The 21,563-nt window shown below is 67.0% G+C and carries 21 protein-coding genes and 1 pseudogene; 11 read left to right on the forward strand and 11 right to left on the reverse strand.

Annotated features, from left to right (window positions below; genetic code table 11):
* The first annotated feature begins 24 nt into the window (after window positions 1-24).
* Entirely contained in the window at window positions 25-678 is a 654-nt protein-coding gene (locus HH308_RS00785; RefSeq protein WP_170192553.1) for a M15 family metallopeptidase, read from the forward strand.
* Here HH308_RS00785 and HH308_RS00790 read toward each other — a convergent pair.
* The 5 genes from HH308_RS00790 to HH308_RS00815 all read right to left on the reverse strand — a co-directional run bounded on the left by HH308_RS00790 (window position 671) and on the right by HH308_RS00815 (window position 6,825).
* Complete coding sequence (locus tag HH308_RS00790; protein WP_246284042.1) at window positions 671-1,213, reverse strand: M23 family metallopeptidase; 543 nt, start codon at window positions 1,211-1,213, stop codon at window positions 671-673. The genes HH308_RS00785 and HH308_RS00790 overlap by 8 nt on opposite strands.
* A 409-nt stretch (window positions 1,214-1,622) precedes the next feature.
* Window positions 1,623-2,867: a radical SAM/SPASM domain-containing protein gene (locus HH308_RS00795; protein ID WP_170192256.1), complete on the reverse strand. Its 1,245-nt coding sequence runs from the start codon at window positions 2,865-2,867 to the stop codon at window positions 1,623-1,625.
* Window positions 2,864-4,258: a serine/threonine protein kinase gene (locus HH308_RS00800; protein ID WP_170192257.1), complete on the reverse strand. Its 1,395-nt coding sequence runs from the start codon at window positions 4,256-4,258 to the stop codon at window positions 2,864-2,866. Before HH308_RS00800 ends, HH308_RS00795 begins: the two co-directional genes overlap by 4 nt.
* Window positions 4,259-4,318: 60 nt before the next feature.
* Window positions 4,319-6,361, reverse strand: coding sequence for a serine/threonine-protein kinase (locus tag HH308_RS29645; protein ID WP_246284044.1), 2,043 nt, complete (start codon window positions 6,359-6,361; stop codon window positions 4,319-4,321).
* A 167-nt stretch (window positions 6,362-6,528) separates the two neighbouring features.
* Window positions 6,529-6,825, reverse strand: coding sequence for a DUF503 domain-containing protein (locus HH308_RS00815; protein WP_170192258.1), 297 nt, complete (start codon window positions 6,823-6,825; stop codon window positions 6,529-6,531).
* A gap of 245 nt (window positions 6,826-7,070) precedes the next feature.
* Between HH308_RS00815 and rpsB the strand changes: the two genes are divergently transcribed.
* The 6 genes from rpsB (at window position 7,071) to HH308_RS00845 (ending at window position 11,542) form a co-directional block, all read left to right on the forward strand.
* Window positions 7,071-7,895: a 30S ribosomal protein S2 gene (rpsB, locus tag HH308_RS00820; protein WP_170192259.1), complete on the forward strand. Its 825-nt coding sequence runs from the start codon at window positions 7,071-7,073 to the stop codon at window positions 7,893-7,895.
* A 41-nt stretch (window positions 7,896-7,936) separates the two neighbouring features.
* A complete protein-coding gene (gene tsf, locus HH308_RS00825) occupies window positions 7,937-8,761 on the forward strand; it encodes a translation elongation factor Ts (RefSeq protein WP_170192260.1) in 825 nt (274 codons plus the stop codon).
* 129 nt (window positions 8,762-8,890) lie between these two features.
* The gene (pyrH, locus tag HH308_RS00830; protein ID WP_170192261.1) at window positions 8,891-9,667 is read left to right on the forward strand and encodes a UMP kinase; all 777 of its coding nucleotides are present in this window, start codon (window positions 8,891-8,893) and stop codon (window positions 9,665-9,667) included.
* Window positions 9,668-9,724: 57 nt separating this feature from the next.
* Window positions 9,725-10,282, forward strand: coding sequence for a ribosome recycling factor (gene frr, locus HH308_RS00835; RefSeq protein WP_170192262.1), 558 nt, complete (start codon window positions 9,725-9,727; stop codon window positions 10,280-10,282).
* Window positions 10,283-10,292: 10 nt separating this feature from the next.
* A complete protein-coding gene (locus HH308_RS00840) occupies window positions 10,293-11,156 on the forward strand; it encodes a phosphatidate cytidylyltransferase (protein ID WP_170192556.1) in 864 nt (287 codons plus the stop codon).
* Window positions 11,153-11,542, forward strand: coding sequence for a hypothetical protein (locus HH308_RS00845; RefSeq protein WP_170192263.1), 390 nt, complete (start codon window positions 11,153-11,155; stop codon window positions 11,540-11,542). The genes HH308_RS00840 and HH308_RS00845 overlap by 4 nt, the downstream gene beginning before the upstream one ends.
* 6 nt (window positions 11,543-11,548) lie before the next feature.
* Here the strand turns inward: HH308_RS00845 and HH308_RS00850 are convergent, their stop codons facing one another.
* Complete coding sequence (locus tag HH308_RS00850; RefSeq protein ID WP_170192264.1) at window positions 11,549-12,523, reverse strand: helix-turn-helix domain-containing protein; 975 nt, start codon at window positions 12,521-12,523, stop codon at window positions 11,549-11,551.
* 188 nt (window positions 12,524-12,711) lie between these two features.
* Here HH308_RS00850 and HH308_RS00855 point away from each other — a divergent pair, with 188 nt between their 5' ends.
* Complete coding sequence (locus tag HH308_RS00855; RefSeq protein ID WP_170192265.1) at window positions 12,712-13,530, forward strand: alpha/beta hydrolase; 819 nt, start codon at window positions 12,712-12,714, stop codon at window positions 13,528-13,530.
* Between the two features lie 31 nt (window positions 13,531-13,561).
* Complete coding sequence (locus HH308_RS00860) at window positions 13,562-14,419, forward strand: alpha/beta hydrolase (protein WP_170192266.1); 858 nt, start codon at window positions 13,562-13,564, stop codon at window positions 14,417-14,419.
* A 100-nt stretch (window positions 14,420-14,519) separates the two neighbouring features.
* Here HH308_RS00860 and HH308_RS00865 read toward each other — a convergent pair whose 3' ends face one another.
* The gene (locus tag HH308_RS00865; protein ID WP_170192267.1) at window positions 14,520-15,773 is read right to left on the reverse strand and encodes a glutaminase; all 1,254 of its coding nucleotides are present in this window, start codon (window positions 15,771-15,773) and stop codon (window positions 14,520-14,522) included.
* A gap of 74 nt (window positions 15,774-15,847) precedes the next feature.
* On the reverse strand, window positions 15,848-16,747 hold the full coding sequence (locus HH308_RS00870) for a helix-turn-helix transcriptional regulator (protein ID WP_170192268.1): 900 nt from the start codon (window positions 16,745-16,747) through the stop codon (window positions 15,848-15,850).
* Window positions 16,748-16,823: 76 nt separating this feature from the next.
* On the opposite strand from HH308_RS00870, the pseudogene HH308_RS00875 reads away from it, so the two are divergent.
* Window positions 16,824-17,240, forward strand: a pseudogene (locus tag HH308_RS00875) (class I SAM-dependent methyltransferase); the annotation flags it as partial.
* Here HH308_RS00875 and HH308_RS00880 read toward each other — a convergent pair.
* The 3 genes from HH308_RS00880 to HH308_RS00890 form a co-directional block, all read right to left on the reverse strand.
* Window positions 17,206-19,530 carry a heavy metal translocating P-type ATPase gene (locus tag HH308_RS00880; RefSeq protein ID WP_246284103.1) on the reverse strand — a complete coding sequence of 775 codons (2,325 nt, stop codon included), beginning with the start codon at window positions 19,528-19,530 and terminating at the stop codon, window positions 17,206-17,208. The pseudogene HH308_RS00875 and the gene HH308_RS00880 sit on opposite strands and share 35 nt — an antisense overlap.
* The gene (locus HH308_RS00885) at window positions 19,527-19,808 is read right to left on the reverse strand and encodes a DUF1490 family protein (protein WP_170192557.1); all 282 of its coding nucleotides are present in this window, start codon (window positions 19,806-19,808) and stop codon (window positions 19,527-19,529) included. Before HH308_RS00885 ends, HH308_RS00880 begins: the two co-directional genes overlap by 4 nt.
* Window positions 19,809-19,895: 87 nt before the next feature.
* Window positions 19,896-20,864: a zinc-binding alcohol dehydrogenase family protein gene (locus HH308_RS00890; RefSeq protein WP_170192270.1), complete on the reverse strand. Its 969-nt coding sequence runs from the start codon at window positions 20,862-20,864 to the stop codon at window positions 19,896-19,898.
* Between the two features lie 66 nt (window positions 20,865-20,930).
* Here HH308_RS00890 and HH308_RS00895 point away from each other — a divergent pair, with 66 nt between their 5' ends.
* Window positions 20,931-21,560: a TetR/AcrR family transcriptional regulator C-terminal domain-containing protein gene (locus tag HH308_RS00895; RefSeq protein ID WP_170192271.1), complete on the forward strand. Its 630-nt coding sequence runs from the start codon at window positions 20,931-20,933 to the stop codon at window positions 21,558-21,560.
* The last annotated feature ends 3 nt before the right edge of the window (window positions 21,561-21,563 follow it).

A 21,563-nucleotide genomic window follows, 5' to 3' on the forward strand; every position in this document is an offset into this window, starting at 1 on the left:
GGCGGGCCGGTTACGCTGGACGCCATGCGCCGACTCCTGCTCCCGTTCGTGCTGCTCGCCACCGCGCTGGCGATCCCGGCTCCGGCCAGCGCGGCACCGGTGCCGCCGGTCTCGGCGACCGCCGCGGCAGAGGGACTGCTCGACGTCCGGTCCGTCGTGCCCGACGCCGTCGTCGACCTTCGTTATGCGACGCCGGACAACTTCGTCAAGCAGCAGCTCTATCCGACCGGCGCGCGCTGCCTGGTCCATCAGTCGATGGCGCCCGGGCTGCGGACCGCCGCCGACACGCTCCGCGCGCAGGGCGATCGGCTCGTCTTCTGGGACTGCTACCGACCGCATTCGGTGCAGGTGCACATGTATCAGGTTGTGCCCGATGCCAATTGGGTCGCCAAGCCGACCGCCTACGCGCGCAGCCATGAAGCGGGACGCTCGGTGGACGTGACTCTCGCCGCCGCTGACGGCCGACGCCTCGAAATGGGCACCGGCTTCGACGACTTCACCGCCCGAGCCCATGCCTACGCCACCGATGGGGTCGACGCCGCGGCCGTCGCCAACCGCGCTCGACTCCGCACGGCGATGCAGGCCGGCGGACTCTCGCCGTACAGCGGCGAATGGTGGCATTTCGACGGACCGGGCGCTGGCGTCGACCGACCGATCCTGCGCGCAGCCGTCAACTGACCGGCTGCACCGGTTTCAGTCGCACCCGCACGGCCCCGACCAGCGACAGGGGATTGACGTACTGCGCCGACGACCCGGCGCCGCGTCGGGCACCCCAGTGCAGGCACGCCGATGGACAGCCGTCGTGGCCGGCGGCGAGCCTGCCGATCACCTCACCACGCGCGACCGTCTGGCCGGCACGCACCGACGCCTCGACCGGCTCATAGGTGGTGAGCAGTCCGTCGGCGTGCCGGATCGACACCACCGGTTTGCCACCGACGTCACCCGCGAAATTCACCGTGCCGCTGCCGGCGGCGAGGACGGGAGAGCCGACGGCCGCCGCGAGGTCGACGCCGCGATGCCCGGACTGCCAGCGTTGCGCGGGCGGATCGTAGGGAGTCACCACCTGCGGGCGTGGCTGCAACGGCCAGCGGTAGGGACGTCGAGCGGCGTCGACGTCGGGCGGCGCGGTGAGCAGCGCCAGACACAGCGTCAGCAGAAATATCCGAAGAAGGTTCATGGTCTTTAGACGCAGCGGAGCGCCGATTGGATCCATCCGATTCTCTCTGGTTGAGCTGGGATTCCCCCGCTGGTTGAGCCGGGATTCCCTCCGATGGTTGAGCCGGGCCGAAGCGTTAGCGAAGGCCCGTGTCGAAACCCCCTTCCCCCGCTGGTTGAGCCGGGCCGGAGCGTTAGCGAAGGCCCGTGTCGAAACCACGCAAGTCGGCGGTGCCAGCGCAACCGATCACCTTTAGATAGTCGAGAAGTTCGTCTTGCGGTGGTTTCGACTCGCTGCGCTCGCTCAACCAGCGGGTGGGTGTCTTGCTCGCTCACCGCAACCAGCCGACGTGTCTCGCCCGCTCAACCAGCGGAGGTGTCGCGCTCGCTCACCGCAACCAGCGGAGACCGAACGCGGTCGCGATGGTCAACGGTTCGTTGTCACGGGTGGGGCTGGTGAGGCGGTATCAGGGCGTCGGCCAGTCCGCGGGCCAGCGAATCGCGTCGGCGGTCAATCGAGCGGTGTCCCGCGGTGGCCACTGCGCGTCGGCCGGCTCGGTCACCATGGTGAATCGTCCGTAGTCGAACGGGAGCCCATCGGCGGCCCCGACCGGGATCAGGCGTTCCCGCAACCCCTCTCGTTGCAGCGTGAGTGCGCGGTGGTGGCAGAGCGGATTGTTGCCGCGCCGACCGAACAGCGTGTGCGCCGACCACGAACACCCTCCCCGGCACGTGTCCGCATACTCGCAGGTCGCGCAGAAGCCCCACAGTCCGTCGCGTGCATCCGCGCCGGGTCTGCGCAGGTTGAAAGTCAGTTCGGGTGCGGTCGCCTTGATGTCGGCGATGCGGCGGTCGCGGACGTTGCCGCCGGTGTATGGCGCACTGGGCAGGGACGGACATCCTTTGATCGCGCCGTCGGCCTCGATGCCGAGCGTGGTCACACCGGCTTGGCAGCCCTGCCATGACCCGTCGGAGTCCCGGAACCGCAGCAGACTCTCGTCGGGCCCGTGATAGCCGAGGCTGTTGGCGAGGTAGACCTGCACGCCGTCGGCGACCGACCGCCGCGCGATCCGACTGATTACCGGAAACACCACCAGCAACTCAGGTGGTTGCAGCAGCAAGTCGGGATGGTCTGCGGCGCTGCCCATCGGAACGGTCAGCTGAAGCTGCCACGCGATTATGCCGAGTCTCGATGACAGCACATCGTAGAGTTCGGGCAGGTCGACGGCGGTGCGACGGTTGACCTGGGTATTGCACGCCACCGCGAGGCCGGCGGCACGCAAATGGTCGGCGGTTCGTAGGCACGACTCCCAGGAGCCGGTGCGGCCGCGCAACGCGTCGTGCGTGGCTGCCATGCCGTCGATCGAGATCGATGCCTGCGTGATCCCGGCCTCCCACATGCCGTGCGCCATCGCGGCGCTGAGCTTGTATCCGCCGGTGGTCACGGTGCAGCGCATGCCTCTTGCCGTGATGGCGGCGGCGATCTGCAACCAATCCCGACGCAGGAATGCCTCGCCTCCGATCAGCGTGACCTCTTCGATGCCCACTTCGGCGAGCTGGTCGACGACGTCGAGGGCTTGCGCGGTGGACATCTCGTCGGGCCGGGCACTGCCCGCCCGCGACCCGCAGTGCGAGCAGGCCAGGTTGCAGGCCAGGGTCAGCTCCCAGACCGCATAGGTGCGGCGCAGCCGGGGACGGGAATCGGTGCTCATCGGCGGTCCCGCCGCGAGAACCAGCGTCGACGCGGCGCCGAGTCGCGGTTGAACACCGGTGGGCCACCGTAGACGGGACGCGGCGATGGGGGCTCGTCGCCGCGCCACACGGGCGGACCTCCGTAGACGGTGAGGGACGGCGGGGGATCATCGTCGAGCCACACGGGCGGACCTCCGTACACCAGGGCGGGTGGCGGGGGAGCACTGTCGCTCGGTCGTACCGGTATCGACGGGCCGTCGCTGACCGACCGCGCGCGCTCGTCTGCGTCACGCCGATACGCCTGCGCAATCCAGTACGCCTGCCCATCGAAGGGCAGGCGCTCGGGAGCCCGCTGCCACGACACCGTCGGCACTCGCGGCACACTGCGGTCGGTGTCGTCAGGACGCTCGGCGTCGCTCGCCGCCGCACCGAATTCGGTGTCGATCAACGACTTCGCGACCGCAACGGCTTGCTCAGCAGTCTCGTAGCGGCCGACCTCGGTGTCGCCGAACGTGACGACGAAATATCCAGATCCCCGATTCGGTGATCGTCCGGTCCGCCGCTGACCGGTGCCCGCCTGGTCGCGACCGGCGTCAGCAGCGACGAGTAGTGCGTCGGCGAACTCGCCGCACGACTGGTAGCGGTCGTTCGGGTCCTTGGCCAAGACCCGCGCGAACACACCGTCCATCGCCGGCGGCAGATGCATGGCTCGCCGCCACGCCGACGGTGGCGGCCGATGTAGGTGCCCGTCCGCCACTTCCGCGAACGACAGCCCAGGGTAGGGAGGTTGGCCGGTGAGCAGATGAAAGGCCGTGCAGCCCAGCGAGTAGATGTCGGCTCGGTTGTCCACGACACCCCCGTTGCATATCTCAGGACTGGCGAAGGCTGCGGCATGCCACGGCATCGTGGTCTCATCGAGCCATGTGCTGCCCTCGGGGCCGAAGCCCGCGAGTTTGACGGTTCGCAACCCGCCGTCCTCGTCGAACACCGCGCGGACAAACATGGGATGGACCCTGAGGTGGACGATCCCGCGGGTTCGCCACGCGTGGTCCAGGCCGGCACCCACCGCTGCCACGATCTCGATCGCCCGACCGAGTGGAATCGATCGGGGCGAGAGCACCAACCGATCGGCGCCAGCGTCGATATGTTCGGTGCACCGCCACAATTGGCCGCTGTTCTCGCCCCAGGCATGCACCGCGGCGATGTTCGGATGTGCGGTGGCCGCGAGAGCCTCCGCGTTGCGAACCGCGGTCGCGACAAACGATCGGCTGGCGCAGAGCTGTGGGCTGAACACGATCAGCTCTTCGGTGAGCGCCGATCCTGGGCGCTGGACGAGATAGCTCGCCGCACCCGAGTGTGGACGAATAGGTTCGAGAATGCGGTAGCCGGCGAAGACGTCTCCGTTGATCATCTGTGTCCCTCGGACCTGCTGGTCGCAGTCATGTGGTGGATAGTTGTGTGGGGCCGCGCGTCATTTGAGCGCGATTGCCGAGACGGTGTTGTCGTCGCCATTGGTGACGTATGCGGTGGTGCCGTTGGGGGTGATCGCAACATCCTGTGGCAGATTGCCGACGGGAATTGTGGCGGTCAGCTTGCCGCTGGCGATGTCGATCACTGACACCGTGTTGCTGTCGTAGTCGGTTACAAAAGCGGTGGCGCCGTTGGGAGTGATCGCCACATCCTGCGGCAGACTGCCGACGAGGATCGTAGCGGTGACCCTGCCGCTGGCGGTGTCGATCACTGACACGGTGCCCGCAAATGTGGCGGTGTTATCAGTCACATATGCAGTGGTGCCGTTGGGGGTGACCGCCACCCCCTCCGGGGAATTGCCGACGGGGATGTTTGCGGCGACTCTGTCGCTGGCGGTATCGATCACTGAGACGGTGTTGTCGCCGACATTGACCACGTATGCGGTGGTGCCGTTGGGGGTGATCGCCACACCACTCGGAGCTTTGCCCGCAGGGATAGTTGCGGTGACCCTGCCGCTGGCGGTGTCGATCACCGACACTGAGCTAGCATACGAGCCACCGCCGTTGGTCACATATGCGGTGGCGCCGTTGGGGGTAATCGCCACGCGCTGTGCGTTATTACCGACGGGGATGGTTGCGGTGACTTTGCCAGTGGCGGTGTCGATCACCGACACCGTGTTGCTGTAGTCATTGGTCACATAGACATTCATGCCGTTGGGGGTGACGGCCACATCGTATGGATACACGCCGACGGGGATGGTTGCGGTGACTCTGCCGGTGGCGGTGTCGATCACCGACACTGTGTTGTCGGCGCGATTGGTCACGTATGCGGTAACTCCGTCGGGGGCGACTGCCACACCAGATGGCGACCGCCCGACGCGGATGGTGGCCGTCACGTGTGGAGTAGTCGCAGCGCTGACGGGAGTTGACCGCGCACCGCCGTGCGAGTCGGCCAATTTCGTGATAGCGATCCCGTAGACGGTCGCGACCAGCGCCGCGACCGCGGCGATGATCGCGATGCGCTTGCCCAATCGGCGGCGGGAGGCGATCGGGTCTGCGGCGACGGCCGGTCGAATCTGAGTCGTGCCCGCGACTTCGGCGCTGTCGCCGCCAGCAGGTCCCGGGAGGGACTCGGCTCCGGCTGGCGTCGATTGCGGCCGGACCGCGGTCGGTGTATGTACGGGATCCACAGTGATCACGGCCTGCAACTCGTCCACGAACTCGCCGCAGGTCTGGTACCGATCCTCCGGGTGCTTGGCGAGGACTCGCGTGAACACCGCGTCCAGGCCCGCGGGGAGGTGCCGTGCCCGCGCAGTGACCGCCGGAATCGGCCAACGGAGATGCGCGGCCATCAGCGCCGACATCGTCGTCGCGTCTTCGTACGGGGTGCTGCCGGTGAGGAGCTGGAACGCCGTGCAGCCGAGCGAATAGACGTCGGCCCGATTGTCGGTGAGACCACCGTCGAGTGCTTCGGGGCAGATGTAGGCCATGGTTCCCACGGCCATGCCGGTCGACGTCAACGACGTCGCCTCGCCCGCGGCCTTGGCGATGCCGAAGTCGGCCAATTTGACGGTCTTGAACGTGCCGTCGCCCCGACGAGCGATCAAGATGTTGGCGGGCTTCACGTCACGGTGGGTGATGCCGTGGTCCTGCCAGGCATAGTCCAGCGCGGCCGCGGCACCTGCGATCAGTTGGAATGCGGTGTCCAGGGGTAGCGCTCGGTGCTCACGAAGCAGCTGCGCGGCATCGACGCCGTCGACGAACTCCATCGCCAACCACAGGCGGCCCTCGAATACGCCGCGGTCGTAGAGCACGACGATATTCGGATGGCTCAACGGCGCGAGCAGGTCCGCCTCCCGCTGAAACCGCAGCGCGAAGTCCTTGTTGCCGCTCATCGGCAGGTTAAGCAGCTTGAGCGCATCGCGACGCGGCAGACGTGGGTGCTCGACCAGGTACACCTCGCCCATACCGCCGGAACCCAACTGCCGGATCACCCGATAGCCCGCGATGCTCTGCTCAGCCTCCGCGACGCCCTGCTCAGCCATCGTAAGTCCCTTTGCGGTAGGCCAGCGAGATCGGGTCCGCTGTGCGGCCGGGACGTCGAACGAAATTCGGCGCCTCCCAACGTCCTGATTGTTCCCCGCATCCACGACGACGGGCAAGAATTCGTTGGGACGACAGACCCGACCTATGCCGCCGATCTGCGCCGGAGCTAGAAATCCTCCGAGGAGACCACCCGGCGTCGCGCCGAGTTGATTTCGATCTCGGGACGGCGGGCCACCAGGTGCTCGATCGAGTCGAGGACGTCGGCGACATGTCGCTGATCCGGCCCGACGACGCCGGCCCCGATACCGGCGCGTCGGTGCAGGTCGTGGTTGCCGACCTCGGCGGCGCTCACCGAGTATTTGCGTTTGATCTCCGCGATGACGGGCCGGATCACCGACCGCTTCTCCTTGAGCGAGTGCACGTCCCCTAACAAGACGTCGAATTCGATCCAGCCGATCCACATTCGGTCGAGCATACGCGGACCGACCCGGCGTCGAACACGCGATTTTGTCCGGGGCAACGCGGCGGCGTAGGCTGAACGGCGCACTTCGCCTGCGGGCGGGGTGACTTCGCGCGCCTGCGGACTGGTTCGGCACGAACCGGCTCGCGTGGGCAGTCCCGAGAGTATCGGGTCCACCGGGTGCAGGCGCCAGGATCGACGACAACCCGTCGTCGGTGACGAACTGCGATACAAAAGGATGTTTCGACATGGCTGTCGTAACAATGAAGCAGCTGCTCGACAGTGGCGCACACTTCGGTCACCAGACTCGCCGGTGGAACCCGAAGATGAAGCGATTCATCTTCACCGACCGCAACGGCATCTACATCATCGACTTGCAGCAGACGCTGACCTACATCGACAAGGCCTACGAGTTCGTCAAGGAGACCGTCGCCCACGGTGGCACCGTTCTCTTCGTCGGCACCAAGAAGCAGGCCCAGGAGTCGATCGCGGCTGAGGCGACGCGCGTCGGGATGCCGTATGTGAACCAGCGCTGGCTCGGCGGCATGCTCACCAACTTCTCGACCGTTCACAAGCGCCTGCAGCGCATGAAGGAACTCGAGACCATGGAGCAGACCGGTGGCTTCGAAGGTCGCACCAAGAAGGAAATCTTGATGCTGACCCGCGAGAAGAACAAGCTCGAGCGGACACTCGGTGGTATCCGCGATATGGCCAAGGTGCCATCTGCGATTTGGGTTGTCGACACCAACAAGGAGCATATTGCTGTTGGTGAGGCTCGCAAGCTGAACATCCCGGTCATCGCGATCCTGGACACCAACTGCGATCCCGACTTGGTCGACTACCCGATCCCGGGCAACGACGACGCCATCCGCAGCGCCGCACTGCTGACCCGCGTGGTGGCTTCGGCCGTCGCCGAGGGCGTGCAGGCTCGCGCGGGCCGCGCAGCAGGCGACGCCAAGCCCGAAGCCGGTGCCGGCGAGCCCCTCGCCGAGTGGGAGACCGAACTGCTGACCCAGGCAACCGAGGGTGCTCCTGCGGAGGCTCCTGCAGCCGACGCCCCGGCCGCTGAGTAACTCACATACTTCATCTACTCATCAAAGGAGGCTCGCCACCGATGGCGAACTACACCGCAGCTGATGTGAAGCGGCTTCGCGAACTGACCGGTTCGGGCATGCTCGACTGCAAGAACGCGCTGGCCAACAACGACGGCGACTTCGACAAGGCCGTCGAGGAACTGCGCATCAAGGGCGCCAAGGACGTCGGCAAGCGTGCCGAGCGGTCCACCGCCGAGGGCCTCGTGGCCGCTCGCGACGGCGCGATGATCGAGCTGAACAGCGAGACCGACTTCGTCGCCAAGAACGCCGAGTTCCAGGAACTCGCCGATGCGGTACTGGGTGCGGCCGTCGAGGCCAAGACCAGTGACGTCGACACTCTGCGCGCGGCTGCCCTGGGTGAGGGCACCGTCGCCGACGCGATCGCCGCGCTGTCGGCGAAGATCGGTGAGAAGCTCGAACTGCGTCGCGTCGTCTACTTCGACGGACCGGTCGCCACCTACCTGCACAAGCGTGCGTCGGATCTGCCCCCGGGCGTCGGCGTGCTCGTGCAGTACACCGGTGAGGGTGCCGAAGCTGCCGAGGCCGCGCGTGGCGCCGCTCAGCAGGTTGCCGCGCTCAAGGCCAAGTACGCTTCGCGCGACGAGGTGCCGGCCGACGTCGTCGAGAACGAGCGTCGCATCGCCGAGCAGACCGCCCGCGAAGAGGGCAAGCCGGAACAGGCTCTGCCGAAGATCGTCGAAGGTCGCGTGACCGGCTTCTACAAGGATGTCGTGCTGATCGACCAGGCCTACGTCAAGGACAGCAAGAAGACTGTCAAGGCGATCCTGGACGAGGCAGGCGCCACCGTGAAGGCGTTCGCCCGCTTCGAGGTCGGTCAGTCCTAAGACTGCCCCACTTGTAAACAGCACCGGACCCCGCGGCGGCCGTCGATTTCCGACGGCCCGCCACGGGGTCCGTTTGTCGTGCCCATAAGATGAGTCGGAGCCCGCCGACGTCCCGCAGGGAGGAAATTGATGACCCAGTCGCCCGCAGACACCGAGTATGCAGCCGCCGAGAATGCAGAAACCGAGAACGTCGATGGTCGGCCCGGCTATCGGCGAGTATTGCTCAAGCTCGGCGGTGAGATGTTCGGCGGCGGCAGCGTCGGTCTGGACCCCGACGTCGTGGCGACGGTCGCCGACCAGATCGCCGAGGTCGTGCGGACCGGCGCACAGGTGGCGGTGGTCATCGGCGGCGGCAACTTCTTCCGCGGCGCCGAACTGCAGCAGCGCGGCCTGGACCGGTCCCGCTCGGACTACATGGGCATGCTCGGCACCGTGATGAATTGCCTTGCGCTGCAAGACTTCTTGGAGAAGCGTGGGATCAGCACCCGCGTTCAGACGGCGATCACGATGGGGCAGGTTGCCGAGCCCTACCTGCCGCTGCGCGCCCAGCGGCACCTGGAGAAGGGGCGGGTGGTGATCTTCGGCGCGGGCATGGGTATGCCGTACTTCTCCACCGACACCACCGCCGCTCAGCGAGCCCTGGAGATCAAGGCCGAGGTGGTGCTGATGGCCAAGGCGGTCGACGGCATCTACTCCGACGACCCGCGCACCAACCCCGACGCCGAATTGTTCGACGAGATCACCTACCGCGAGGTGCTCGACAAACAACTCAAAGTCGCCGACGCCACATCGTTCAGTCTCTGTATGGACAACAAAATGCCGATTCTGGTGTTCAATCTGCTCACCAAGGGCAATATTGCGCGTGCGATCGCCGGTGAACGCATCGGAACTCTGGTGGCCGATTAAGCCTGCGGTAACACCGCACCGCAAGGAATCACCCCGACAACTCTCAAGGACAATTCCATGATTGACGATGCCCTGCTCGACGCCGAAGAGAAGATGGAGAAGGCCGTCGGTGTCGCCCGTGACGACATGGGTTCCATCCGTACCGGCCGCGCCAACCCGGCGATGTTCAACCGCATCAACATCGAGTACTACGGCACGATGACTCCGATCACGCAGGTCGCCAGCATCACCGCCGCCGAAGCCCGCCTGATCGTGATCAAGCCGTATGAGGCGTCGACGCTGGGCAGCATCGAGACCTCCATCCGCAACTCCGATCTCGGGGTGAACCCCACCAACGACGGGTCGATCATCCGGGTGGCGATCCCACAGTTGACCGAGGAGCGTCGTCGGGAGCTGGTCAAGCAGGCCAAGGGCAAGGGCGAGGACGCCAAGGTGGCGATCCGCAATGTGCGCCGCAAGGCCGTCGACGAGCTCAAACGCATCCAGAAGGACGGCGAGGCCGGCGAAGACGAGGTCACTCGCGCCGAAAAGGAACTCGACAAGACCACGGCAGGCTATGTTGCACAGGTCGACGAACTCGTGAAGCACAAAGAAGGGGAACTGCTCGAAGTCTGAGCCGATGACTATGCCTACCGAAACCCCAGCCCCGAGCGGCTCCGGCGCCGCCAGCGGCTCCAAAGCCGGGCGCAACCTTCCCGCAGCGATCGGCGTCGGCGTCGCGCTCGGCGCCGCAATCATCGCGACACTGCTCTTCGCGCCGAAGGTTTGGTACGGCATCGTCGCCGTCGCATTCGCCATCGCCACCTGGGAGGTCACCAAGCGGCTGCGCGACGGCGGCTACGACGTCCCGTTCATCCCGATGCTCGTCGGCGGGCAGGCGATCATCTGGAGCTCGTGGCCGTGGGGACAGACCGGCGTACTGGTCGCGTTCGTGACCACGGTGCTGGTGTGCATGGTCTGGAAATTGCTGGGCCAGGGCATCTCCAATGCCCCGCAGAATTACCTGCGCGACTTGGCGGTCGCGGTCTTCGTCCTCGCCTGGCTGCCGGTGCTGGCGTCGTTCGGTGCGTCAATGGTGTTGCAGGACAACGGCGCCGCCCGGGTCTGCACACTGATGGTGGTGGTCGTCTGCTCCGACGTCGGCGGGTACGCGGCGGGCGTGATGTTCGGCAAACATCCGATGGCGCCGGCGATCAGTCCTAAGAAGTCGTGGGAGGGACTGTGCGGGTCGCTGCTGGTCGGCACCATCGGCGCGGTGAGCTGCGTGTACTTCCTGGTCGACGACCGCTGGTGGATCGGTCTGATCCTCGGCCCGGTGCTCGTCGTCTGCGCGACACTCGGCGACCTCGTCGAATCTCAGGTCAAACGCGACCTCGGCATCAAGGACATGGGCACCCTGCTGCCCGGCCACGGTGGCATCATGGATCGGCTCGACTCGTTGCTTCCGTCCGCGTTCATTGTGTGGGCAGTGCTCTCGGCGCTGGCGTGAGATCACTGCCGGGCTGGCCGTTCGGCGTCGTGGGAGTCGCGGCGACGGTCGCCGCGTGGCTCAGCAATGTCTGGCTGATCCGCAGGCAGGACGCCTGGAACGACGACGTCCGCGCGCGGCACTGTCGTTACCTTCCGCCGCTGCCGTCGGCGCATCTCTACGGTGGCGCCGCGATGGTGTTGGGGGTGCTCGCCGCGGTCTGCCTGATCGTGTGGGTGTGCCTCGACGCCCGCAGCGGACCCCGCGCGTGGGTGATGCTGGTCGTGCTCATCGGTGTCGCGGCTGCGATGCTCGCGGTGGGCATCGGCTTCCTCTTCGCCGTCGGCGCTCCCACCGATCCGGGGCAGGGCACCGACGGCAGCGGACTGCCGTGCGGCAGTGGATGATCCGGGTCATCCCGGACCCGGCTCCCGCTCGACCGTGTCGGAGAGCTCACGCCACTCCCGCGGGGTCATTCCGTACGCGCGCCGGAATCGGCGGCTGAAATGCGGCGCGCTGACGAATCCCCAGCTGCGCGCGATCATCGCGATCGAGCGGTGCCTGCAGTTCGGGTCGGCGAGTTCGTGATGCGCGCCGGCCAGCCGCTGCGTGGTGATCCAGTGCGCCAGTCCGCCGTCGTGCAACTCGGCGGTCACTTTGTAGAGCTGACGTACCGAGACGCTGTGCGCGCGGGCGATCGACTGGGGTGTCAGCGTGGGGTCGCGCAGATGTTGACGCACATAGCCGTGTACGCGAACGCCGAGCGTGCCGGCCAGGGCGTCGCGCGCCTGCGGCCGGTCTGATGCGGTCAGGACGAAGGCACGCACCAATTCGATTGTCGCCGTGCCCAATTGGTCGGCGACGAGCGGCCCGACGGCGCGGCTGGCCGGGCTGACCTCGTTGATGTGCTGCGCGAGGACGCCGCGCAGCGGGTTCTCCGCGGCGGTGACGCATGCTCGCCGCAGCAAGCCGTAGCCGAGGTCGACCGAGTCGAGCGGCACATGCAGAGCCTGGGCGACGCCGGCGTCGGTGAACACGTAGTCGTAGGGGGAGTTCAAGTCGGTCGCCAACAGGTCGCCGGGGGCGATGACCCGTTGCCGGCCGTGCTGCTCGTGGCGGGCGTAACCGGCTTGCTGCACGGCCAGTGCAAACATCGGAGAGCTCTCGCGAGAGATCTGTGTTGCGGTGCGGCGCAGGCGGATTCCGGCCATCTGTCCGCGGAACAGTTCGGCGGGCCCGGTGTGCCACACATCCATCCGGACGCGGGGATCGGTGCCCGTGCCTTCGCGGGTGACGAATGCGGGCGCCGACGCCTCCGCGAACGCCGCGACGATCGCGTCCATGCGGTCGGCGGTACCGATCAGATCGGTGTCGAAGGCGAGCGCCATGCGCCGACGCTACCCTGTCGGGTCCGCTCAGGGCTAGTGCACGGTGACTGCGGAAATGGCGTTGAGCTGGGCTTTCGTCATATCGTCGACGATCCGTGCACGGGTGGGACGCAACTGTGCACGATCAGGCAACCCGCGCGCGGCGACGCCGGGTTAGGTTGGCAGCGCCGACGCCGCCAGGAGTGACGATGTACCGATCGCAACAGCCGCAACCCGTGGTCTTCATCCACGGGCTGTGGATGCACGCGTCGGTGTGGGAGCCGTGGATGACGCTGTTCGGTGAGCGCGGCTATGCCACCGTCGCGCCGGGTTGGCCCGGTGAACGTCCGACCGCGGATCACACCCGTTCGGCCGCAACCGAATTGAGCGGCATCGGGCTGGCGGAGATCACCGACCACTACGAGTCGATCATCGCCGATCTGCCGTCGGCGCCCATCGTGATCGGGCACTGTTTCGGCGGACTCGTCGCCCAGCAACTGCTGGCGCGTGGCTTCGCCCGGTCGGCGGTAGCGTTGGCGCCCGCCCAGTTTCGCGGTGTGCTCACCGTGAGCGGCGATCAATTGCGCACTGCGGCAACGGTTCTCGCCCATCCATCGTGGTGGCGGGCAGCGTGGCTGCCCTCGTCGTCGCGGTTCCGCGGCACCGTCGCCAACGTGCTCGACGCCCCCGCCGCCACCAAGCTCTACACCGGCTATGCGATCCCGACGTCGGTGCGTCCACTGCTGCAAGTGGGGCTGGCGAACGCATCGCTGTCGACGGCGGCGTCGGTCGACACACACGCCGCCCGCGGGCCCCTGCTCGTCGTCGCCGGATCAGACGATCGCACCGCACCCGCACGCGTCGTGCGAGCGGCGGTTCGACGCCACCGGAGGCATCGACCCGACGCGGTAACCGAATTCATCGAGATCGACGGCGATCACGCGGTGACGTTCGGTCCGCGCTGGTTCGATGTCGCGAACCTGGTACTCGGCTTTCTCGACGATCACGATCTCACCCTCGTCGCCTGACCGGCGCACCGACTCCCCGGAGGACAACATCATGGCCAACACCCCCACCGCGGCTGAACTCGCCGCCGTCGAGAACGCCAATGCGAGCGGCCGGAGACCGGTGGTGTTCGTGCACGGATTGTGGCTGTTGGGATCGAGTTGGCAGCGGTGGGCCGACTTCTTCGAGGCCGCCGGCTACGCGCCGCTGACCCCCGGGTGGCCGGACGATCCCGAGTCGGTCGCCGCGGCCCGCTCCACTCCGGATGCCTTCGCGGGCAAAGGCGTGGGCGATGTCGCCGACTACCTCCAGGCGATCATCGAACGCCTCGGCGTGCAACCGATCCTCATCGGTCACTCGTTCGGTGGCCTGCTGGTGCAGATCCTCGCCGGTCGAGGGCTCGCCGCCGCGACGGTCGCCATCGATCCGGCGCCGTCGCGGGGCGTGCTGCCGCTGCCCATCTCGTCACTGCGCGCATCGTTGCCGGTCCTGGGCAATCCGGCCAACCGCAAGCGAGCGGTGACGTTGACGCTCGACCAGTTCACCTACGGATTCGCCAACGCCGTCAGTCCCGAGGAGGCGAGGACGCTGTACGAGACCTTCCACGTGGCGGCCGCCGGGCGACCGCTGTTTCAGGCTGCGGTGGGCAACTTCAATCCGCGCAGTGAAACCGCCGCGGACAACATGCGCGCCGATCGTGGCCCACTTCTGGTGATATCCGGCGAACGCGACAACATCGTTCCCTGGGCGATCGCGAACGCGACGTTCAAACGGCAACGCCGCAACACCGACGCGATCACCGAAATCGTCGAGATCGCCGGTCGGGGTCACAGTCTGACCATCGACTCCGGTTGGGCCGAAGTGGCGCAGACCAGCGTCGACTTCATCGACCGCGTGTTACCCACGCACTGAACAACCGTCCACCCCGAGGAGAGGTGCCATGAACATCCGGTCCCGCTCATGACGCCGCCGGCGTCGGTCGGGTGGTCGCGCCCGGTAGCGGCTGGGACGGTCAACGGTTGTGCGGCAACTCGATCCATCGTTGCGCGACAATGCCGTCGCCGAGCCCCAGACCGCCGACTACGCCGTCGGGGTCGATCACCGCGACGCGCTTGCCGTCGTCGACGAAGCCGCGCAGCAACAGCATGATGAGTCGGCGAGCCACGTCGGTCACGCTGTGTACCCGCCGGATGTCAAGTGCCACAACGGGTGCCGGATGCGACGTGTTGTCGACCAGCTCGCGCACGATGATCTCGGCGTTCGTGAACTGAAGGGCCCCTTGCAATTCCACCACTTCCACGTCGTCGACGATCTCGATCGACCGGATCGCGGTGCGGTGCGCCGGTGGGAGTTCCATCAGGTGCATACCGAGGTCGTCGGAGAGGCGCTCGAACATGGCGACGCCGCGCACGCTATTGCCATGTCGGTCGAGTCGCGGGGAAAATGCTGCGATGCCGATCTGGCCGGGCAGCACACCGATGATTCCGCCCGCGACTCCACTCTTGGCAGGAATGCCGACCACCGAAAGCCAGTCTCCCGCAGCGTCGTACATGCCGCAGGTGGTCATCACCGACAACATCTGGCGGACCGCGTGCCGATCGAGGATCGCTTCGCCGGTGAGTGGTTGCACGCCGCCGTTGGCGAGCGTCGCGGCCATCATGGCGAGGTCGGCCACGGTGACTTCGACCGAGCACTGGCGAAAGTAGCCGTCGATGATGTCGACCGGATCGCAGTCGATGATGTTCACCGACCGCAGCAGGTGACCCATCGCGATGTTGCGGTGACCGGTCGCGGCTTCGGAGGTGTAGACGCGCTCGTCGACGGACAGGTCGCGTCCCGCGCATGCGCTGTAGAGGCGGCGCAGCCGCTCGAATCGCTGCGCGGAGTCGGCACCATGGACCAGCGAATGCGTCGCTATCGCACCGGCGTTGATCATCGGATTGCGCGGCCGCCCCGACGCGTCGAGGGAGATTTCGTTGAATGCCTCGCCGGACGGTTCGACGCCGACCTTGTCGAGCACGGCGGGCAGGCCGTTGTCGGTGATGGCGAGGCCGTAGGTGAACGGTTTGGACATCGACTGGATCGAGAACGCGACGTCGGCGTCGCCGGCGAGATAGCGGTGTCCGTCGGGCAGTGCGATGGCCAGCGCGGTGTGTTCGGGATCGGCGGTGGCGAGTTCGGGAATGTAATCGGCGACGGCGCCGCCGACGTCGGCTTGGACTTGCGAGACGACACGGGCCAGATAGGCGGGAATCGGCGACTGCACGGACTCACACTATCGAAACCCCACTCAGTCGGCAGACGACGTCCGCTTGGTCGTCGTGGCCGTGTCGAGGGTGACTATCGCCCCACATCGACCGCGGTTTCCTGCGAACCCCGCCACTGTCGCGGCGGCATGCCGATCTCGCGCCTGAACAGTCGCGAGAAATAGGCGGCGTCGTCGACGCCGACTCGTGCTGCGACCGTCGCGATCGGGAGATCCGTCTGTGCCAGTAGCCGACGGGCCTCGAGCATCCGGCGCGAGACGATCCACTGCACGACGGTCTTTCCCGTGCGGCGTCGAATCAGCGTGGTCAGGTAGGCGGGACTGAACCCCACCTCGGCCGCGACGTCGGCGAGCGTCAGCGGCTGCGCATACCGATCCTCGATGGCGGTGAACACGGCAGCGACGGTGTCGTCGGGGCGATGAGCAATTCGGTCGGTGATACGCGCGACGTCGGTCAGCAGCAGCGTCAGATGCGCGACGACGGCTCGTCGGGTGTGTTCGTCGTCGACCGACAGCTCGGCCGCCAGATCGGCGAGTGCCTGCGCCCACCGGTCCCGGCGTTCATCGGGCAGCGCGATCTGTTCGACGCCGTTGGGGAACTCGTGCAGAAACGGTGCGCTGAGCTCGTCCTCCACCACGGACGGATCGAAAATTATTGCTACACAACTCTTTTCGATACGATTCCGCGTCGGGTCGACGACCCGCCCCGGCGCGATGATCCACGCCGAGCGGCAGTCGGTGAGCAGGATGGGGAAGTCGTGGATGTGGCGTGTCGCGAGGATCACGGCACCGCTGATCCCCGGGCGCGCGAGCGTGACCGGTGGACGATCGGCGGTGGGTGTGTATTGGAAGGTCGGTACGCCGTCGCGGTAACGGACGAGCCGGACCGACCGCCCCGTCGGCGAAAGATCATCCAAGTAGTGATGTGTCGCGTCCACGTCGACCTCGTCATTTCTCGGCAGAATCGATGACATGACTAAAGTACATCCAACAGCTCACGACTACATCCCGGCCGCGGGCCGCGATTGGACGTTGCCGTTCTACGACACGATGACCCGACTTGCCGGAGTGCGAGCACTACACCGTCGACTGGTCGCGGGCGCCGACCTGGCCAGCGGGCAGCGCGTACTCGAAATCGGTTGCGGCACGGGAAATCTGTCGACCGCGGTGAAACGGGCCGAACCCGGCGTCGAACTGACTGCCATCGATCCTGACCCACTTGCGCTCGATCGTGCGCGCCGGAAGTCGTCGACCATCGACTTTCGAATCGGCTACGCGCAGGAGCTGCCGTTCGCAGACGAGACCGTCGATCGGGCGTTCTCGTCGCTGATGTTGCACCACCTGGATCCGGAATCGGTGAAAAGCGCTCTCGCAGAGTTGTTTCGGGTGTGCAAGCCGGGCGGCAGCGTGCACGTCGTCGACTTCATCGAAGTCAGGGGTCTCTTCGCCCGGATGGGGCATCACCACTTTCCCGGTGTGGATCAACTGTCGCAGTTGATGACGGATGCGGGTTTCGCATCGGTCGAGGTCGAGACGGAGCATCGTCGGCTGGTGGGAGAATTCGCGTACGTGCGGGCGACACGCGCGACGGGTCCAACTGATAGCGAATAAGACGGGAACTGTTGAGCACCACGGCCACCGACGACGCGTTGTGCAGGATCGCGGCGACGACCGGCGAGAGTGCTCCACCCGCGCCGATCAGCAGGCCCAGCGCATTGACCGCGATCGACATGCCGTAGTTCTGGCGAATCACCTCGACCGTGTGCCGCCCGAGGTTGCCGATGTCGAGCAGCGCACGCAGGTCGTCGGCGGCCAGTGCGATGTCGGCGGTCTCCACCGCGACGCCGGTGCCCGCGATTCCCATCGCGATGCCGAGGTCGGCGGCAGCCAGCGCCGGAGCGTCGTTGATGCCGTCGCCGACCATCGCGACGATGTGTCCGTCGTCTTGCAACCGTCGTACTTCGGCGAGCTTGTCGTCGGGGAGCACCTCGGCCCGCCACGACGTGATGCCGAGTTGTTCGGCGATGGCGGCAGCGGTCCGCGGATGATCTCCGGTGACCATGCTGATCTCGGTGACGCCGGACCGGCGAAGACGCGCGAGAGTCTCTGGCGCTTCGGGACGCAACTCGTCTCGCAGGCTGACCAGACCGACCAGCGCACCGTCGACGGCCAGCAACAGCGGTGTCTCGCAGTCGGCTTGCAGCCGCGCTACCCAATCGGTGGCGTCGGGCGGCACACCGACGTCGTGCCGGGCGAGCAGCGACGGGTTGCCGAGTAGCAGCAACCTGCCGTCGTCGGCGCGGGTGCGCATGCCGAGGCCGACGATGACTTCGCACTCGGCATGGGGCGGAATCTCGATCCGCCGTTCTTCGGTGGAGCGGATGACCGCTTCGGCGAGCGGGTGCCGGGAGTGGATCTCCGAGCTCGCGGCGTAGGCCAGGATCTGTTCGGGCGTCCACCCGTCATGGAACGAAATGACAGTGGTGACCACGGGTCGTCCGAGTGTCAGGGTTCCGGTCTTGTCGAATACCACCGCGCTGACCCGACCGGCCGCCTCGAGATGTGATCCGCCCTTGATCAGGATGCCGCGACGTGCGCCGTTGCCGATCGCACCGCTGATCGCGGTGGGCGTCGACAGCCCGACGGCGCACGGGCAGGCAATCAACAGCATCGTCATCGCCCGACGCACGTCGCCGGTGGCGAGGAGTGTGAGCGCGGAGAGCGCGAACGACGCCGGAACGAAGCGCCGGGAGAAGTTGTCGCCGACCGTTTGAATCGGGGCCCGGTCATGTTGGGCCTCCTCGACACGGCTGATGACGCGACCGATGGCGGTGTCGGCGCCGACCGCGGTGGCCGACACCACGAGACGTCCGGCCATCACGACCGAGCCCGCATGGACACGACTGCGCGATGACTTGCTGACCGGAAGACTCTCGCCGGTGAGCGCCGACTGGTCGACGGCCGCTTCGCCTTCGATGACATCCCCGTCGACCGGAATGGCGACGTGTTCATGAACGACGACGACATCGCCGATGGCGACCGTGTCGAGTGGCACCTGCACCTCGCTGCCGTCGGCGAGTCGTAACCACACGGTGTCGGAACTGCCGCGCAAGAGATCGGTGATCGCGCGACGGGTACGGCGCAGGGTCAGCTCCTGGAGAAACTCGCCGATATTGAGCAGCCACAGCACGGTGAGTGCGACCACGTTCTCCCGCAGAAGCAGGCTCGCTATCGTGGCGGCGGACACCAGGGCGTCTGTCCCGGCCCGCCCGCCGCGCAGCGAGCGCAGTGCGCCCGACAGGAACGGATATCCGGAAAAGATGGTCACGCCGGTCGCGGTGGCCCGCGAGACAGGCCCGAGCAGCGGTGGTCGTCGTAGCCCGTAGCGTCGAACGCCGAGCAGGACGAGCGCGACGGCCCCGATTCCCATTCGGACCACGTCGGCGTTGGACACGTCCGCCGAGTGCGGGCGACGCGCTGCGGACGTGTCCACCGCGGCGTCGAGTCCTGCCCGAATCGCCTCGAGTATGTCTTCTCGGGACACGTCGGCGCGGTGCCAGACGACGACCGAGCCGGTGCGGCCGAATGCGTGCACCGCCCGCACTCCGGTGAGGGTCGCCACGGCGTCCTCAACGGCGACGGCGCGGCTTTCGGGGGCGCGGGCGAATGAGTCGACGACGACTCGCAAGCGCCCGGCGGCCGCGGACTGGACGGTGTGGTCGGGGAGACCACGAAGGTTAGCGGCCACCGCGGTCAGTGCTCGTGGTCGTGAGCGGTCGCCATCCCCGGCGGAGTGGCCTCCTCGCCGATCTTCTCTTTCGCCTCGGCGAGTACGTCGGCGGCGTTGAGCCGCACCGTCTCCGCGACCTCCTCGGCGCGGCGGGCGCCGCGCAGCCCCCAGGCGGTAGCCACGACGGCACCGTCGCGCAGCGGAGCGCTCGAGAGGCCTTTGCGGACCAGGTCGTAGGCGACCGCACCGGCGAACCCGGTCGCGACGGCAGAACCTGCCTTGGTGAGCAGCACGTGCAGAGCCATCGAGCCATCCTTCATTATTGGTAATGGTTTCCATAACCATAATGCATGCTCGACGATGGCGCGCGCGATCGGGCCGACGTTTGGGTCCTACGGCACGACCACCGCCCGTGTGCTCTCCGACGCGGCCCATGCCTCATCGATTGCGGCTAGGGGATATGCGGTGAAGGGGATATGCACTGCGCCGCCGGCGATCTGGTCGATGAATGCGGGCAGCGCGCCGAACATGTCGGCGGGGCGGACGCTGCCCAGTCCGCTCCCGCTGATCGCGTAGCGGCGGCTGCGCAGCAGTGTGGCGGGCACGGCGGCGTGCGCGCCTGCGATCGCGCCGATCTGAATGTGGGCGACGTCGAAGTGGGGACCGGCCAACGCGGGGTCGTCGAGGGCGGTGAACGCCGCTTCGGCGACCGGCCCCCACACGAAGTCGATGACCGTGGTCGGCGCCTGGTCGTCGAGTGCGGCGACGATGGCGGCGGCGTCGTCGGTCCCGGTCAGCGTGACGGTCCGTACCGAATCTGGGCGTCGATCGGCGAGCTCGCGCAGAATCTCCGAATTGCGGCCCACCGCAATGACTTTCGTCGCTCCCAAGGCGAAGGCGTTGTCGACGGCGATTCGTCCGGCGATGCCGGTGGCGCCGAGGATGAGCACCGTGCCCAGTCCTGCCTCGCCCAACGCCGCCCGACGATTCGTCAGTGGGACATACGACGCCAGGCCCGGATTGCAGCCCGCGGCCACGGCGAGCGGGTCGACGCCGTCGGGCAACTCGACCGCGAACGACGACGGGACGGCGAAGCGTTCGGCGAATGTGCCCCACGGCGCGGCGACCATGCCCGTGTAGATGAGCCGGCCGTCGTCGGTGCGCGCGACGGCGTCCAACCCGGGAACGGCCGGCCAGACGTTCTCGCTGCTGTAGTGCCTGCCGCTGATCCGGGCGCGCACGACCGGGTGTAGTCCCGCGGCGACGAGCTCGACGACGCGCTGCCCGTCGTGGACGGTCGGGTCGGCGAAGTCGGTGAAGGTCGGGGTGGCGCCTGCCGCGCCTACTACCGCTGCTTTCATTTTCTGTCTCCTTAACTAAGTTAAATGGCTTCCACCAGCATGCTCTAACACTGTTAAGGTGTCAAGGTGCCCGGAAAACTGACCCGCCAGATCATCGTCGACGCCGCGTTCGAGGTTCTCGACGACGTCGGGATCGACGGGCTGACGGTGCGCGCATTGGCGACGCGGCTCGGCGTGAAGGCGCCTGCGTTGTACTGGCACGTCAAGTCGAAGCAGGACCTGCTCGACGAGATGGGGACCGAGGTGGCGCGGCGAATCGCGCGCCGGTCGGTCGATGCCGACGACTTCGCCGATGCACTGCGCGTTTACGCCGAGACGATGCGCACGGAGTACCTGCGCCATCGCGACGGCGCGCGGACGTTCAGCGGAACGGCGTTGACCGACCCGGAGATGCTGCGCGGTCAGGAGGACGGGCTGCGCCGATGGCGCGACCGCGGGATCTCGGTGGAGCGGGTCGTCGACGCCTTCGAGATCGTGACGGCGTTCGTCGTCGGATTCGTCATCGAGGAACAGGAGCGCACCGACGAGTCGAGGTATTCCCTGCAGCGTCGTGACGCCGCCGTCGGCCCGGAGTATCCCCTCGTCGTCGACGCCGGGCATCACATCTTCCGACCGGCGCAGGAACGGTTCGACGCGCAGCTGGGGGTGGTCGTCGACGCGGTGGCCCAGGGCACACGTTCGGACATGGGACAATAGGAG

This window comes from Gordonia asplenii (assembly GCF_012933505.1).
Lineage (GTDB): Bacteria > Actinomycetota > Actinomycetes > Mycobacteriales > Mycobacteriaceae > Gordonia > Gordonia asplenii.